General features: G+C 42.2%; 16 protein-coding genes. All 16 read left to right on the top strand.

Annotated features, from left to right (window positions below; translation table 11 throughout):
- The first annotated feature begins 9 nt into the window (after positions 1-9).
- The 16 genes from spoIIIAC (at position 10) to NST01_RS11120 (ending at position 13,178) form a co-directional block, all read left to right on the top strand.
- Positions 10-216: a stage III sporulation protein AC gene (spoIIIAC, locus tag NST01_RS11195; protein WP_003153142.1), complete on the top strand. Its 207-nt coding sequence runs from the start codon at positions 10-12 to the stop codon at positions 214-216.
- The gene (gene spoIIIAD, locus NST01_RS11190; protein WP_087978339.1) at positions 213-626 is read left to right on the top strand and encodes a stage III sporulation protein AD; all 414 of its coding nucleotides are present in this window, start codon (positions 213-215) and stop codon (positions 624-626) included. The genes spoIIIAC and spoIIIAD overlap by 4 nt, the downstream gene beginning before the upstream one ends.
- Positions 627-645: 19 nt before the next feature.
- Positions 646-1,839: a stage III sporulation protein AE gene (gene spoIIIAE / locus NST01_RS11185; protein WP_017357967.1), complete on the top strand. Its 1,194-nt coding sequence runs from the start codon at positions 646-648 to the stop codon at positions 1,837-1,839.
- A gap of 14 nt (positions 1,840-1,853) precedes the next feature.
- A complete protein-coding gene (gene spoIIIAF / locus NST01_RS11180; RefSeq protein ID WP_007501185.1) occupies positions 1,854-2,486 on the top strand; it encodes a stage III sporulation protein AF in 633 nt (210 codons plus the stop codon).
- 28 nt (positions 2,487-2,514) lie between these two features.
- On the top strand, positions 2,515-3,150 hold the full coding sequence (gene spoIIIAG / locus NST01_RS11175) for a stage III sporulation protein AG (protein ID WP_370539206.1): 636 nt from the start codon (positions 2,515-2,517) through the stop codon (positions 3,148-3,150).
- The gene (locus tag NST01_RS11170; RefSeq protein WP_024718861.1) at positions 3,150-3,782 is read left to right on the top strand and encodes a SpoIIIAH-like family protein; all 633 of its coding nucleotides are present in this window, start codon (positions 3,150-3,152) and stop codon (positions 3,780-3,782) included. Before spoIIIAG ends, NST01_RS11170 begins: the two co-directional genes overlap by 1 nt.
- A 194-nt stretch (positions 3,783-3,976) precedes the next feature.
- Positions 3,977-4,459: an acetyl-CoA carboxylase biotin carboxyl carrier protein gene (gene accB, locus NST01_RS11165; protein ID WP_008342216.1), complete on the top strand. Its 483-nt coding sequence runs from the start codon at positions 3,977-3,979 to the stop codon at positions 4,457-4,459.
- A gap of 11 nt (positions 4,460-4,470) precedes the next feature.
- Positions 4,471-5,820, top strand: coding sequence for an acetyl-CoA carboxylase biotin carboxylase subunit (gene accC, locus NST01_RS11160; RefSeq protein WP_008342217.1), 1,350 nt, complete (start codon positions 4,471-4,473; stop codon positions 5,818-5,820).
- Positions 5,821-5,845: 25 nt separating this feature from the next.
- Positions 5,846-6,253, top strand: a complete 408-nt coding sequence (locus NST01_RS11155; RefSeq protein WP_017357965.1) for an Asp23/Gls24 family envelope stress response protein — start codon at positions 5,846-5,848, stop codon at positions 6,251-6,253.
- Positions 6,254-6,462: 209 nt separating this feature from the next.
- Positions 6,463-6,855, top strand: a complete 393-nt coding sequence (gene nusB / locus NST01_RS11150; RefSeq protein ID WP_008342218.1) for a transcription antitermination factor NusB — start codon at positions 6,463-6,465, stop codon at positions 6,853-6,855.
- A gap of 14 nt (positions 6,856-6,869) precedes the next feature.
- Positions 6,870-7,721 (top strand): bifunctional methylenetetrahydrofolate dehydrogenase/methenyltetrahydrofolate cyclohydrolase FolD, encoded by an 852-nt coding sequence (gene folD, locus NST01_RS11145; protein ID WP_007501171.1) that lies wholly within the window; start codon positions 6,870-6,872, stop codon positions 7,719-7,721.
- A gap of 70 nt (positions 7,722-7,791) precedes the next feature.
- Positions 7,792-9,150, top strand: a complete 1,359-nt coding sequence (xseA, locus tag NST01_RS11140) for an exodeoxyribonuclease VII large subunit (RefSeq protein WP_046343949.1) — start codon at positions 7,792-7,794, stop codon at positions 9,148-9,150.
- Complete coding sequence (locus NST01_RS11135; protein ID WP_003215880.1) at positions 9,134-9,394, top strand: exodeoxyribonuclease VII small subunit; 261 nt, start codon at positions 9,134-9,136, stop codon at positions 9,392-9,394. Before xseA ends, NST01_RS11135 begins: the two co-directional genes overlap by 17 nt.
- Positions 9,378-10,274, top strand: a complete 897-nt coding sequence (locus NST01_RS11130; RefSeq protein ID WP_393919932.1) for a polyprenyl synthetase family protein — start codon at positions 9,378-9,380, stop codon at positions 10,272-10,274. The genes NST01_RS11135 and NST01_RS11130 overlap by 17 nt, the downstream gene beginning before the upstream one ends.
- A 151-nt stretch (positions 10,275-10,425) precedes the next feature.
- Complete coding sequence (dxs, locus tag NST01_RS11125) at positions 10,426-12,327, top strand: 1-deoxy-D-xylulose-5-phosphate synthase (RefSeq protein WP_007501165.1); 1,902 nt, start codon at positions 10,426-10,428, stop codon at positions 12,325-12,327.
- Positions 12,324-13,178: a TlyA family RNA methyltransferase gene (locus tag NST01_RS11120; protein ID WP_249476727.1), complete on the top strand. Its 855-nt coding sequence runs from the start codon at positions 12,324-12,326 to the stop codon at positions 13,176-13,178. Before dxs ends, NST01_RS11120 begins: the two co-directional genes overlap by 4 nt.
- Positions 13,179-13,455: the final 277 nt, after the last annotated feature.

Genomic DNA, 13,455 nt, shown 5'->3' with positions numbered 1-13,455 from the left:
GTCGAGAGCATGGGCGTTGATGTAAACGTCATTTTCCAAATTGCGGGAGTGGGTATCGTCGTGGCTTTTCTCCATACGATTTTAGATCAAATGGGGAAAAAAGAGTACGCACAGTGGGTGACACTGCTTGGATTTATCTACATTTTATTTATGGTTGCTACCATTGTGGATGATTTGTTTAAGAAGATTAAAGCCGTATTTCTATTTCAAGGATAGGGGAGGGCTTACAAATCGAAATTATTCAAATTGTTGGACTTGGTTTAATCGCTACTTTTCTAGCATTAATCGTCAAAGAACAAAAGCCAACCTTCGCCTTTATGCTTGTTGTGTTTACTGGGTGTGTCATTTTCCTTTATTTAATCGATCAAATCTATGCCATTATCTCCATGATTGAAAAAATTGCAGCAAGTGCAGGCGTCAATATGAAATACGTTGAAACCATTTTGAAAATCATTGGCATTGCCTATATTGCAGAATTTGGTGCCCAGCTCACAAAGGATGCGGGACAAGGCGCCATCGCTTCAAAAATAGAGCTTGGCGGCAAAATTCTTATTTTGGTCATGGCGGTACCGATTTTAACGGTCATCATTGAGACGATCCTAGGTATGATCCCGTCCATGACTTGATGGAAAAGAGGTGATGATGATGAAACGGGTGACAGCTGTGCTAGGGTTTATGATGTTCTTTTGGATGATTGTTCCGTATGCAGGTGCAGAAGAAAGTGTGCCTTTATCAAGTGAAGAACCGGTCGCAGAAGAAGTTGCGGGTGGACAGGCTGATGCCTTAGAGCTTCATTCTATCAGTGACTTTTGGGAAACGATATTGGACGAGTATGGCGGCTTTCTGCCTGAAAGCCAAAAAGGTACAGTGAAGGAAATGATCGATGGCGATAAAGAGCTGTCTCCCCAAACGTGGCTGAAGGCTTTTGTTCATTATCTGTTTCATGAGCTGATTGCCAATGGAAAGCTCTTAGGTACACTTATATTACTCACCATCTTTTGTTCGCTTTTGCAGCTTTTGCAAAATGCGTTTGAGCAAAGCACTGTTAGTAAAGTTGCATACGCTCTTGTTTATATGGTGCTTATCATTATTGCATTAAACAGTTTTCATGTTGCGATCTCTTATGCAACAGAAGCCATTCAAACGATGACTAGTTTTATTCTTGCTCTTATTCCTCTTTTATTAGCACTTATTGCCTCATCAGGCGGGCTTGTCTCAGCCGGATTCTTTCATCCTGTGATTTTGTTTTTAATGAACACGAGCGGTGTTTTTATTCAATATGTCGTTCTTCCGCTTATTTTTTTATCAGCGATATTGAGCATTGTCAGTACGCTGACCGAACAATACAAAGTGACCCAGCTTGCCCAGCTGTTAAGAAATGTCGCCATTGGCGGGCTCGCTGTTTTTTTAACTGTATTCCTCGGCGTCATTTCTGTACAGGGGGCATCTGCTGCTATCACGGATGGCATCGCTCTTCGCACAGCCAAGTTTATTACCGGAAATTTCATCCCTGTCCTTGGCAGAATGTTTACTGATGCGACAGATACCGTTATCAGCGCCTCTGTGCTGCTGAAAAATACGGTTGGCCTTGTAGGCGTCGCCATTTTGATTTCAATTGCGGCTTTCCCAGCGATTAAAGTGCTGTCGCTCGCTCTGATTTATAAATTGGCCGCTGCGATTCTTCAGCCTTTAGGGGGCGGGCCGATTATTAGCTGCCTTGATGTCATTTCAAAAAGTGTTCTTTATATATTTGCTGCATTAGCTGTTGTATCGCTTATGTTCTTTTTAAGCATTACCGTTATCATCACAGCTGGCAACCTCACCATGATGATGAAGTAAGGAGGGGACACCATTTGAGTTTTCTCACAGAATGGATCACAAGTATTATTCTATTTATTTTATTTGCGATTGTGATTGATCTTTTGCTTCCCAATTCAAGCATGCAGAAGTATGCAAAAATGGTCGTCAGCTTACTGTTAATTGTGGTGATGCTCAATCCGATCTTTGCGTTATTCCGGGCAGATCCTGACCAAATTTTCTCAGAAATCATGAAAGGGAAGGACCAAGCGCAATCAGAAGAAATAAAAAATCAGATGAATTTAGAAAAAAAAGAAATACAAGCTTCACAGCGTGCATATATTTTAAAGCAAATGGCTGTCCAACTAGAAAAAAGCGCAAAGGAGCCACTGGAGAAGGAGAGCTATGAAATGAAACACGTAGAAGTGTTGGCAGATGAGGAGCACCTTGATCAGAATATGGAGGCAGATCAATTTCGCATCAAAGCAGTCCTTGTCCCGCTCACAGGTGATGCTGTAGAAACGGTGGCAAAGGTCGACATTGATCTCTCCAGGCAAAAGGAGGAAAGCGCCGGGGCGTCAGCAAAAGAGATGGCGAGGGTGAAAGAGACGCTTGCAGATGTATGGAATACACGGCCTGAACACATTGCGCTGAACATTGAGGGAGGTGACGCAGCAGATCATGAATAACAAAGACTGGAGACAAAAACTGAAATCAATGTTCCAAGCACCTGAAAAAGGTGAAGGGAAACCAAAATTAACGAAGCACCATTACTTACTGCTTGTCTTCATCATCGGCGTGTCATTCATGTTAGTCAGTCAGATTCTGTCACCGCCATCAAGCAAACAAGAGGCTGCTGTTCCTGCGTCTAAAAAAACATCCTCAGAAGAGCAGGCGGTGTTCAAACCATCCTCTTCAGGTAAGTCAAACAACTCGATAGAGGATGTTGAACAAGAATACGAAAATCAGCTAAAAGAGATTTTAGAAACGATCATTGGTGTTGAGGATGTATCCATTGTGGTAAATGTAGACGCAACTTCTTTAAAAGTGTTTGAAAAAAACAAATCCAATAAAAGCACTACGACCGAGGAAACAGACAAAGAAGGCGGCGTGCGAAGTGTCACGGATCAAACAAAAGAAGAAGAGATTGTCATTATTAAAAATGGCAATGAAGAAACACCTGTTGTTGTCCAAACGAAAAAGCCAGACATTCGAGGTGTCCTCGTTGTTGCTCAAGGAGTAGACAACGTTCAAATAAAGAAAACCATCATTGAAGCGGTTACACGAGTGCTTGATGTACCGAGCCATAGAGTGGCTGTTGCCCCTAAAAAAATCAAGGAGGATTCGGAATGATGTTAAAAAAACAAACGGTTTGGCTATTAACGATGCTAAGTTTAGTTGTCGTATTAAGTGTGTACTATATCATGTCTCCACAAGGTGAGAATGCTGTGACAGTAGAAGATACAAAATCAAAAGGAATGGAAGAGAAAAAGGCTGAGCCAGAAAAAGGGACTGACAAAGGAACCGAAAAGAACGCAGAAGAGAAATCAACTGACAAAGAAACCAATGCGAAACAAGAAGATGTTGAAACAAGTGGAGAAGAAGGAAAGGCTGTTTCAGAGCAGACCGACGATGAACTTTTCACAACCTACAGACTTGAACTGGAAGATAAGCGCAGCAAGCAGCGTGAAGAGTATAACGAAATCGTGTCTAGCGATGATGCAACAGCGCAAGAGAAAAGTGAAGCTTATGATCAAATGACAGCACTTAGTGAGGCAGAAGGAACAGAGCGTCAGCTGGAGACATTAATCAAAACAAAAGGATATAAAGATGCGCTCGTCAGTGCAGAAGGAGATAAAGTGAACATCACGGTTCGTTCTGATAAAAAATCAAAGTCCCAAGCAGCAGATATTATTGATTTGGTCACAAAAGAAATGAGAGGGCTTGATAACGTAGCCGTCACTTTTGAGCCATCGAATCAATAAAAAATGCACAAGCGCCCTTTTCTGAAAAGGGCGTTTTTTCATGCGGGTTGACGCCCTTTTTCAGGTGCTTGTGCGAGGTGTCTCATCACATTAATAGTTGAATTCAACGAAATCCTCCTGTAAGATGGTTATAGTATGTACTTTTAGTACTAGCCTATAAAAAAAGATAAATCCATACATAGGGGTGCAAATCCATGTTAAAAATTGAAGAGATTCATGAACTAATTAAATTAATTGACGAATCAACAATTGATGAATTTACGTACGAAAACGAAGGTGCAAAAATCAAGTTAAAGAAAAATAAAGAAGTCGTTCAGCAAGTTGCGGCACAAGCACCAGTGGCTCCTGTCCAAGCAGCTCCAGCTCAACAAGCTCCTAAAGCACAAGCTCCAGCTCAGACCGAAGCCCCTGCACAAGAGAAAGCCGCGTCTGAAAACCTGCATAAAATCACATCCCCAATGGTTGGCACATTTTACGCTTCTTCTTCACCAGAAGCAGATCCATATGTGACAACAGGTTCTAAAGTGAAGGAAAACTCAGTTGTATGTATCGTTGAAGCGATGAAACTGTTTAATGAAATCGAAGCAGAAGTAAAAGGCGAAATCGTCGAAGTATTAGCTGAAAACGGTCAGCTTGTAGAATTCGGACAACCCCTCTTTCTAGTGAAAGCAGAGTAAGGAGTACGATCATGATTAAAAAGCTATTAATTGCAAACAGAGGAGAAATCGCAGTTAGAATCATCCGTGCTTGTAAAGAGCTTGGAATTGAAACAGTTGCGGTATTTTCTGAAGCGGATCGTGATGCGCTGCATGTTCAAATGGCTGATGAAGCATATTGCATCGGACCGACTGCTTCAAAAGATAGTTATTTAAATGTAACAAATATTGTCAGTGTGGCAAAACTAACAGGTACAGATGCCATCCATCCAGGATATGGTTTCCTTGCTGAAAATGCAGACTTTGCAGAGCTTTGCGAGGAATGTAATGTCATCTTTGTTGGACCAACTGCGTCAGCAATTTCCAAAATGGGAACGAAAGATGTGGCAAGAGAAACAATGAAGCAAGCTGGTGTTCCAATTGTCCCTGGTTCTCAAGGAATTGTAAAAGATCTTGATGATGCTGTTTCAACAGCAGCTGGTATTGGGTATCCTGTCATTATTAAAGCAACTGCAGGCGGCGGTGGTAAAGGTATCCGTGTGGCTCGCACAGAAGAAGAGCTCATTAACGGTGTCACCATCACGCAGCAGGAAGCAGCACAAAACTTCGGGAACCCAGGTGTCTATTTGGAGAAATTCATTGAAGACTTTAGACACGTTGAAATTCAAGTCCTTGCTGATCAGCATGGGAATACCATTCACTTAGGTGAACGTGATTGTTCTATCCAAAGAAGAATGCAAAAGCTTCTGGAAGAAACGCCATCACCTGCACTAAATGCAGATATTCGTGAGCAAATGGGTGAAGCTGCCGTAAAAGCAGCCGAAGCTGTTGAATACACAGGTGCCGGAACGGTTGAATTCATTTACGATTATAATGAAGAGAAGTTTTACTTCATGGAAATGAATACACGTATCCAAGTAGAGCATCCTGTAACGGAAATGGTCACTGGTGTTGATTTGATCAAAGAACAGATCAAAGTAGCTTCAGGTGAAAAGCTTTCCCTTACGCAAGAGGATGTCGTATACGAAGGCTGGGCGATTGAATGTCGTATTAACGCAGAGAACCCTGAGAAAAACTTCATGCCTTCTGCTGGTGAAATTAAAATGTACCTTCCGCCAGGCGGTTTAGGAGTACGTATTGATTCTGCCGCTTATCCTGGTTATGTGATTCCGCCATATTACGATAGTATGATTGCGAAAGTGATCACATATGGTAAAACGAGAGAAGAAGCAATAGCAAGAATGAAACGTGCGCTTCAAGAATTCGTCATTGAAGGAGTCTACACAACGATTCCATTCCACCTCAGATTACTAGAGCACGAAACATTTGTGAGCGGTAATTTTAATACGAAGTTTTTAGAAACGTATCAAATTATGAAATAATAACAGCTTTCGGAGGTGAATGATCGTGTCAGAAAACAATTTGCTTGAAATGAACCTTGATGAAGATCAATTGGGAAAAGTGCAAATTGCGCCAGAAGTGATTGAAGTCATTGCTGGGATCGCTGCATCAGAGGTCGAAGGAATTGCGGAAATGCGCGGCAACTTCGCTGCTGATGTGGCAGAACGCTTTGGGAAGAAAAATCACCGTAAAGGTGTGAAAGTAGATGTCTCTGATGAAGGCATCACAATTGATGTGTATTGTGTGGTTGAATTTGGCCTATCCATTCCAAAGGTATCCACTGCTGTTCAAGAAAATATCCGTCAAACCCTTTTAAACATGACGGCCTTAACGATTAATGAAATCAACATTCATGTCGTCGGCATTCAATTTGATACAAAAACAGCTGAAGCTGAAGTTGATCAAGAAATGTAAAAATGGTTGAAGTGAAACCAAGGAGGCATTGCCTCTTTGGTTTTTTAAAGCCCATTTTTGGGAAAATTCCACATGATGATTACGTCACGCATGGAGTGATTCGTTTTTCGTCACAGCTCGCATGGATCTTGGTGCGACTGCGGTCAAAATATGTTATGATCTCTGTATGGCTTAACGACAAGCGGATAAAGTGGTTAAAGGAGTAAATAATGAAAAGAAGAACTGCAAGAGAAAAGGCGCTACAAACATTATTTCAAATTGATGTCAGCAATATTGATCCGAAAGAGGCCATTACACATGCGCTGGATGAACAAGAATCAGATCCTTTTTTCGAGGAACTGGTTTTCGGTGTGCTCGAACAAAAGGACAAACTCGATGACATGATTTCACAGCATCTTGTGAATTGGAAACTTGATCGTATTGCGAACGTAGACAGAGCCATTTTAAGGCTGTCTGTGTACGAAATGGTATATCAAGAAGATATCCCGGTGAGTGTTTCAATGAATGAAGCCATTGAACTTGCTAAATTGTTCGGTGACGATAAGGCGCCGAAATTTGTAAATGGTGTACTTTCAAACATTAAAAACGACCTAAAGCAGTAATAGGAGGATTCGACATGACAGCAACAATCATCGATGGGAAAGAAACAGCAAAAGAAAAGCGTGAACAATTAGCAAAAGAAGTAGAAGAGCTAAAACAAAAAGGAGTCACACCTGGTCTTGCCGTTATTCTAATCGGTGATGATCCGGCTTCACTTTCTTACGTACGCGGGAAGAAAAAAGCAGCAGAAGCCATGGGCATGCATTTCCAGCTTGATCATTTAGATGCTTCTTTAACAGAAGAGGAATTGCTAAAGATGATTGATCAGTACAATGCAAATGATCAATTCCACGGAATTCTTGTTCAGCTTCCACTGCCAAAACATATTTCTGAAAAAGCCGTCATTGAACGAATTTCACCAGAGAAAGACGTAGATGGTTTTCATCCGCTAAATATCGGGAAAATGCTACTTGGAGAAGACACATTCCTCCCTTGCACACCAGCAGGTATTGTTGAATTATTGAACAAAACAGGTGTGGATCTCTCTGGCAAAGAAGTGGTCGTTGTAGGACGAAGCAATATCGTCGGCAAACCAGTTGGACAATTGCTATTAAACGAAAATGCAACCGTCACCTACTGTCATTCAAGAACGGCGAACATTTCAGAACATACGTTAAAAGCGGACATTTTAGTTGTTGCCGTCGGTCGAGCAAACTTTATTAAAGCTGACCAAATTAAAGAAGGCGCTATTGTCATTGATGTAGGAGTCAATCGTCTAGAAACAGGGAAACTTGTAGGGGACGTTGACTTTGAAGCAGCAAAAGAAAAAGCTTCATACATCACACCAGTCCCTGGCGGAGTGGGTCCAATGACAATTACGATGCTTGCACACAATACGGTTAAATCAGCAAAACGTACATTATCATAAGCTTGATCCATTCATCCACCTGCGTGCTGCCGGTGGATGAATGTGCGTTTTTGAAGAGGAGGAATACGTCATGAGTGAAAAAGCCTTTGTGACGGTCACAGCCCTTACAAAATACATAAAAAGAAAATTTGATGTTGACCCTCATTTAGAAGATATTTGGATCAAAGGTGAGTTATCAAATGTGAAGATTCATTCAAGAGGGCATGTTTATTTCACCTTAAAGGACGAAAATGCACGTATGCAAGCCGTCATGTTCCAGCGCTCCGCGTCCAAGCTGCCTTTTTCACCAAAGAGCGGGATGAAAGTGTTCGTACGAGGCGGAATTCAAGTCTACGAACCGAGCGGAAGCTATCAATTATATGCAAAAGAAATGCAGCCTGATGGTGTTGGTGCTCTTCATCTTGCCTATGAAGAGCTGAAGAAGAAACTAGCAAGTGAAGGCTTATTTGATGAGCGCTATAAAAAAACAATTCCTGAATTTCCAGAGGTTGTTGGTGTTATTACATCCCCAACAGGAGCAGCTGTTCGAGATGTCATTACCACGATCAATCGGCGCTATCAGCAGGCCAAGATCATTGTGCTTCCGGCATTAGTCCAAGGAGAAAATGCTCCGCGTTCGATTGTGGAACGGATTAAAGAAGCCAATGAAAAACAGCTTTGTGATGTCTTGATTGTCGGGAGAGGCGGAGGATCGATTGAAGAACTTTGGGCCTTTAATGAAGAAGCAGTCGCAAGAGCGATCTTCGCATCAGACATTCCAATCATTTCTGCGGTTGGGCACGAAACAGACTTTACCATTAGTGATTTCACTGCAGACATGAGAGCACCCACACCAACAGGAGCAGCAGAACTAGCTGTTCCAAGCACTTCCGACTTAATCGAACGAATCAAATCAATCGACATTCGGTTAACAAGAGCGGTAAAAAATCGAACGTCACAAGCAAAAGACCGTCTTGTGGCACTTCAATCCTCCTATGCTTTCCGTTTTCCAAAACGATTACAAGAGCAAAAAGAGCAGCAATTCGATATGGTATTTGATCGTTTTCAAAAACAGCTGACAAGACAAATGGAACAAAAACGCAGTCAACTTGACCGCCAAACATATAGACTGAAGCCGCTTCATCCAAAAGAGCAGCTGCTTCAGGCGAAAAAACGTCACGCCAATGAAACAGAACAGCTCGTTCGGAGCATGAATGTGCAAATGAAAACAATTCATTCGCAGTTCCAATCGGTTCTTGGTAAACTAAATGCATTAAATCCGCTTCAAGTCATGGAAAGAGGCTATAGTTTAGCCTATAAAGAAGATGAGCTCATTAAAAGTGTGAATCAAGTAGAAACGAAGGATCAACTGACGATTACAATGAAGGATGGACGTCTGATTTGTGAGGTTATTGAGAAGGAGGGCAATCATCATGACAGAATCAAATAAACAAAAAGAAGAACAAATGACATTTGAAGAGGCCATGAAAGGACTTGAAGAGATTGTGGGAAAGCTCGAAGAAGGCGATGTACCGCTTGAACAAGCCATCCACTATTTCCAAGAGGGTATGACACTCTCAAAACTTTGCCATGAAAAATTACAGCATGTTGAAAAGCAAATGGATTTCATTTTGAAAGAGGACGGTGAACTGGCTCCTTTTTCTGTGAAGGAGGCAGATGCTGGTGACAAGTAACTTAAACGAATTTTTAACAACACGAAAACAAGCAATTGAAGATTATTTATTTACATATGTGCAGGAATTGTCTATTCCAGAAGAGCTGAAATCTTCTATGCTTTATTCTCTGAAAGCTGGCGGAAAAAGACTGCGTCCTGTGCTTGTTCTTGCTCTTTTAAATGCGTATGGAAAAAGGGAAGAAGACGGTATACCAGTAGGCTGTGCAGTGGAAATGATTCATACGTATTCGTTGATACATGATGATCTTCCTTGTATGGACGATGATGATCTGCGCCGAGGAAAGCCGACCAACCATAAAGTATACGGCGAGGCAACAGCTGTTCTTGCAGGTGATGCGCTGCTCACTGAAAGCTTCCGTCTGATTACATCGCAATTATCTGACGATGTACCTGCTGATCAAAAGCTTAGAATCATCGATGAACTTGTTACATCAGCAGGTGCACTCGGAATGGTTGGCGGGCAATTTGATGATATGGAAGCAGAACAGAAACAAATCCCTCTTTCTGAATTAGAATCGATTCATGCCCGCAAAACAGGAAAGCTACTCACCTTTAGTGTGGTTGCTGGTGCGATACTGGCAGGTGCATCTGATGATGAGATCGAAAAGCTGAGAGAATTCAGCTATCATATTGGCATTGCTTTTCAAATCCGTGATGATATTTTAGATCTTGAAGGCAGCGAAGAGAAAATAGGAAAGCGGATCGGCTCCGATACAGCAAATGAAAAGTCGACATATCCTTCTTTATTAACGCTTTCAGGAGCAAAAGAAAAGCTGGATGAACATATCACTCGTGCGAAAGAAATTGTCTCAAATCTTGAGTTGGAGCAAATATTGCTGCATGATTTATGCGATCTGATTGCCTCACGAGATCACTAAAAACAGCCTAGATTTGAGGGTCCTCGAGCAATTGTGGTAAACTGTAAACAGTTTATCATGATGAGACAACTCTTATTCCTGAATTGGTTTTCATAGGAATAAGGCATTATATATGTAGATAGAAATTTTGTTGAAAGCGAGTTGATCCTGATTGGATCTTTTATCAATAAAAAATCCAACGTTTCTAAAAGGAATGTCAAATGCAGAATTAGAGGAGCTGAGTGCGGACATTCGCACGTTTTTAATTGAGTCGTTAGCGAACTCTGGTGGGCACATTGGTCCAAACCTTGGTGTCGTTGAACTTACTGTTGCACTTCACAAAGTATTTGACAGCCCGAAAGACAAATTTCTTTGGGATGTTGGACATCAGTCTTACGTTCACAAGCTGTTAACTGGAAGAGGCGCCGAGTTTGATACACTTCGTCAGTATAAAGGGCTCTGCGGGTTCCCTAAACGAAATGAAAGTGAACATGATGTTTGGGAGACTGGACACAGTTCAACCTCATTATCTGGTGCAATGGGAATGGCGGCAGCGCGTGACATTAAAGGAACAGATGAATACATTCTCCCGATTATCGGCGATGGTGCACTAACCGGCGGTATGGCGTTAGAAGCACTGAACCATATCGGGGATGAAAAAAAAGACATGATTGTGATCTTAAACGACAATGAAATGAGTATTGCGCCAAACGTTGGTGCGATCCATACAATGCTTGGCAGACTACGTACAGCTGGTAAATACCAATGGGTAAAGGATGAGCTTGAATACTTATTCAAGCGTATCCCAGCAGTAGGCGGGAAGCTTGCTGCAACAGCAGAACGTATCAAGGACAGTCTGAAATATTTGCTTGTCTCTGGTATGTTCTTTGAGGAAATGGGCTTTACTTACTTAGGACCAGTAGATGGACATTCCTATGAAGATTTGTTTGAGAATCTTGAGTACGCAAAGAAAACAAAAGGCCCGGTTCTCCTTCATGTCATCACGAAAAAAGGAAAAGGCTATAAGCCGGCCGAATCTGATAAGATCGGCACATGGCACGGAACAGGACCATACAAAATCGACACAGGTGACTTTGTAAAACCGACAGCAGCCGCACCGTCATGGAGTGGTCTCGTCAGTGAAACCGTCAGAAAGCTGGCACGGGAAGATGAGCGGATTGTCGCGATTACACCTGCAATGCCTGTTGGCTCAAAGCTTGAAGGGTTTGCAAAAGAATTCCCAGAGCGAATGTTTGATGTTGGAATTGCAGAGCAGCACGCTGCAACAATGGCAGCTGGACTTGCTACACAGGACATGAAGCCATTTTTAGCGATTTATTCAACATTCCTCCAAAGAGCCTATGACCAAGTGTTGCATGATATTTGCCGTCAAAATCTCAATGTGTTCATTGGAATTGACCGTGCAGGTCTTGTCGGTGCAGATGGAGAAACACATCAAGGTGTGTTTGACATTGCTTTCATGCGTCATATGCCGAATATGGTTCTCATGATGCCAAAGGATGAAAATGAAGGACAGCATATGGTCAACACAGCCATTCAATATGATGATGGTCCAATCGCCATGCGCTTCCCGCGTGGAAATGGACTAGGCGTCAAAATGGATGAACAGCTGAAAACCATCCCAATTGGTTCTTGGGAAGTTCTTCGTCCCGGGAAAGATGCTGTCATTTTAACATTCGGTACAACCATTAAAATGGCGCTGCAGGCAGCAGAAGAACTGCAAAAAGAAGGTAAATCAATCCGTGTTGTCAATGCACGTTTCATTAAGCCTCTTGATGAAGGCATGTTAAATGAGATACTGTCTGAAGGTTTGCCAATTTTAACAATAGAAGAAGCGGTGCTTCAAGGTGGATTTGGCAGCAGCGTATTAGAATATATTCACGACAAAAAAGCGTCTCATATAAAAGTAGAACGTATGGGCATTCCAGATGAATTTATTGAGCATGGAAGTGTCGATGCGCTACTTGAGGAAATTGGACTGACGAAAACGCAGGTTGCTGAAACGTTACGTGACCTGCTTCCCGCAGCACCAAGAAAAGGAATTGGATCATGACATCAAAGAAAGAACGACTTGACGTTTTATTAGTCGAACAAGGACTAATGGAAACGAGAGAGAAAGCAAAACGCGCCATTATGGCAGGGATCGTTTATTCAAATGAAAACCGTTTGGATAAGCCAGGAGAAAAAATCGCTCGTGATACCCCGCTGACTGTGAAGGGGAATCCGCTGAAATATGTCAGCCGAGGTGGGCTAAAGCTCGAAAAGGCACTTCAAGAATTTGATTTAACCGTTGAAGGAAAGCTTTTAATTGATATCGGCTCATCAACAGGGGGATTTACAGATTGCGCACTCCAAAATGGAGCAGTCAAATCCTATGCTGTGGATGTTGGCTACAATCAGCTTGCGTGGAAATTACGACAGGATGATCGGGTGATCGTCATGGAACGCACCAACTTCCGCCATTCTGTTCCGGCAGATTTCACCGAAGGATTACCAGAGGTTGCATCTATTGATGTATCATTTATCTCGCTCAAACTCATTCTTCCTGCATTAAAGCATATTCTTATCCCAGGCGGCGACTGTATTGCGCTAGTAAAGCCGCAGTTTGAAGCGGGCAGAGAGCTTGTTGGAAAAAAAGGCATTGTGCGAGAACCTTCTGTACACCTTGGTGTGCTAGAAGAAATGAATCAATTTGCTGCAAAAGAAGGCTATGATGTAAAGGATGTTTCGTTTTCACCCATTACAGGCGGAGATGGAAATATCGAATTTCTCCTCCACTTGGTCCTGCATCCCGATCAAGAAGAGAATACGGCACTTCCAGTATCTGAACTTGAAATAGTCGTCAAAGAAGCCCATGCCGTATTGAAAGAAAAGAAAAACAGTCCTGAGCCGGCTGACACATGAATTATTGAAACAAAAGGAATAATAGCTCGCTATTATTCCTTTTAGATTGTTTACAAAGGGCTAAAATGAACTTGATTTTAGCCCTTTGTCTTCTTTTCAGCGTGATAGAAAACCTTTGCAGTCTAGGAAGGACGAGCACTGGCGCGGAGCGAATTTGGCATTCGTGAGCACCAGAGCGCAGGACTGACAAAGAATGCGAGGGTTTGTCTACATGCTGAACGGAATAATCGCTCGCTATTATTCCTTTTTACATGGTCAAAAGATCAGAATTAACCGT

The sequence above is a fragment of the Bacillus sp. FSL R7-0166 genome (assembly GCF_038008935.1).
Taxonomy (GTDB): Bacteria; Bacillota; Bacilli; order Bacillales; family Bacillaceae; genus Bacillus; species Bacillus altitudinis.
Note: the sequence above shows the minus strand (reverse complement) of the source record. Positions and strands in the feature narration are given on the sequence as shown.

Excerpts from the sequence above, each read along its gene's own strand:
- accC (WP_008342217.1), top strand. The coding sequence starts at position 4,471 with ATGATTAAAAAGCTATTAATTGCAAACAGAGGAGAAATCGCAGTTAGA.
- NST01_RS11135 (WP_003215880.1), top strand. The coding sequence starts at position 9,134 with ATGACAGAATCAAATAAACAAAAAGAAGAACAAATGACATTTGAAGAG.
- xseA (WP_046343949.1), top strand. The coding sequence starts at position 7,792 with ATGAGTGAAAAAGCCTTTGTGACGGTCACAGCCCTTACAAAATACATA.
- folD (WP_007501171.1), top strand. The coding sequence starts at position 6,870 with ATGACAGCAACAATCATCGATGGGAAAGAAACAGCAAAAGAAAAGCGT.
- NST01_RS11170 (WP_024718861.1), top strand. The coding sequence starts at position 3,150 with ATGTTAAAAAAACAAACGGTTTGGCTATTAACGATGCTAAGTTTAGTT.
- spoIIIAG (WP_370539206.1), top strand. The coding sequence starts at position 2,515 with ATGTTCCAAGCACCTGAAAAAGGTGAAGGGAAACCAAAATTAACGAAG.
- NST01_RS11130 (WP_393919932.1), top strand. The coding sequence starts at position 9,378 with ATGCTGGTGACAAGTAACTTAAACGAATTTTTAACAACACGAAAACAA.
- spoIIIAE (WP_017357967.1), top strand. The coding sequence starts at position 646 with ATGAAACGGGTGACAGCTGTGCTAGGGTTTATGATGTTCTTTTGGATG.
- spoIIIAC (WP_003153142.1), top strand. The coding sequence starts at position 10 with ATGGGCGTTGATGTAAACGTCATTTTCCAAATTGCGGGAGTGGGTATC.
- accB (WP_008342216.1), top strand. The coding sequence starts at position 3,977 with ATGTTAAAAATTGAAGAGATTCATGAACTAATTAAATTAATTGACGAA.
- NST01_RS11120 (WP_249476727.1), top strand. The coding sequence starts at position 12,324 with ATGACATCAAAGAAAGAACGACTTGACGTTTTATTAGTCGAACAAGGA.
- nusB (WP_008342218.1), top strand. The coding sequence starts at position 6,463 with ATGAAAAGAAGAACTGCAAGAGAAAAGGCGCTACAAACATTATTTCAA.